The 1614-nt window shown below is 73.6% G+C and carries 2 protein-coding genes; one reads left to right on the forward strand and one right to left on the reverse strand.

What is annotated here, in order from left to right:
* Positions 1-702: topoisomerase C-terminal repeat-containing protein (locus ACXJKL_RS20735; RefSeq protein ID WP_457208883.1), on the forward strand; the 702-nt coding region annotated here is incomplete at its 5' end.
* 95 nt (positions 703-797) lie between these two features.
* Here the strand turns inward: ACXJKL_RS20735 and ACXJKL_RS20740 are convergent.
* Positions 798-1523, reverse strand: a complete 726-nt coding sequence (locus tag ACXJKL_RS20740; protein WP_457208884.1) for a hypothetical protein — start codon at positions 1521-1523, stop codon at positions 798-800.
* Positions 1524-1614 lie beyond the last annotated feature (91 nt).

Below are 1614 nucleotides of genomic sequence, written 5' to 3' on the forward strand. Positions count from 1 at the left end.
GAGCAGGTGCTCGGCGAGCACCCGGAGACCGGGCTGGTCGTCGTCGCCAAGAACGGCCGCTTCGGCCCCTACGTCACCGAGCAGCTGCCCGAGGACGCGCCCAAGTCGGCCAAGCCGCGCACCGGGTCGCTCTTCAAGTCGATGACGCTGGACACCGTGTCGCTGGAGGAGGCCGTCAAGCTGCTCGCCCTGCCCCGCGTGGTGGGGGCCGGCGAGGACGGCGAGGAGATCACCGCGCAGAACGGGCGCTACGGGCCCTACCTCAAGCGCGGCACCGACTCGCGGTCGCTGACCCACGAGGACCAGATCTTCGACATCACCCTCGACCAGGCGTTGGCGATCTACGCCCAGCCCAAGCAGCGGGGCCGGGGCGCCGCGACCGCGCCGCTGAAGGAGCTGGGCAACGACCCGGTCTCCGGGCAGCCCGTGGTCGTCAAGGCGGGTCGCTTCGGTGAGTACGTCACCGACGGTGAGTACAACGCCACCCTGCGCAAGGACGACACCATCGAGTCGCTGACCCTCGAGCGGGCGGCCGAGCTGCTCCAGGAGCGGCGCGACAAGGGCCCGGCCAAGAAGGCGGCCAAGAAGGGCGCGAAGAAGACGCCCGCCAAGAAGACGACCGCCGCGAAGAAGACGACGGCCAAGAAGGCCACGGCCAAGAAGGCCGCCGCGAAGAAGACGACGGCGGCGAAGAAGGCCTGAGGAACGCCCGCAGACACGCGGACACAACCGCTCCGACCCCGCCGGAGCCACGCTCACAGCGCCACGGCGAGGCGGGTTGTGTCCGCGTGTCGCCGTCAGGCGGCGGCGGAGCCCCCGCCGAGCAGCAGGGCCAGGAGGAACGCCCAGCCCCCGGTGAGCCAGGCCCGCCGGGGGTCGCGCGGGGGGAGCAGCCCGGTCGGGCCGCCGAGGAGCAGGTACGCCGCGACGCCGTACGGCGGCACGAGCAGGACCAGCCAGGCCCATGCCCACCGGGTGGCCCGCCACGGGCGCGGCCCTCCGACCAGGACGAGCGTGCCGGCCAGCAGGACCAGGTAGCCGAGACCGACCCATGCGGGTGTCTCGAAGCCGCGCATCGTGAACGACGGTGAGCGTTGCTCGCCGCGGGCGAAGGAGACGTCGGGGTCGAGCCCGCGCAGGTGGTCCACCACGCTGCCGACGACGACCGGCTCGCCGTTGGCCCGGCGCGCCTTGGCGGCCTGGCGCTCGTTGCTGGCCTCCGTCACCCGCGCGGCGTACAGGATCCAGCCCTCGCGCCACCGGACCTGGACCCCTGCGTAGCCGATCGCGTCGTCCGACAGCGGCTCGCCGATGATCTCCACCTCCCCGACCTGCTGGTCGGCCACCRTGCCCTCGAGGTGGCCGAAGGTCGAGACGCGCTGGCCGGTGAGGAGGGTGGAGAGGAGCAGGGCCACCCAGGTCGCGGCCAGGAGCCAGCCGGCCACGCGGTCGCGACGGGTCCAGCCGTCCGGGGCGGGCACCGGTCGGGCCGGGGCGCTCGGCGTACCGGTGACGATGCTCATGGGTCCCCCTCGTGCTCGCCCGTGGCTCGCAGCGTAGGGCAGGGACCGGGCGGGGTGCACGGGATCGGGGCGGCGGGACGAGGGCGGAGTC

The sequence above is a fragment of the Nocardioides sp. P5_C9_2 genome (genome assembly GCF_054049555.1).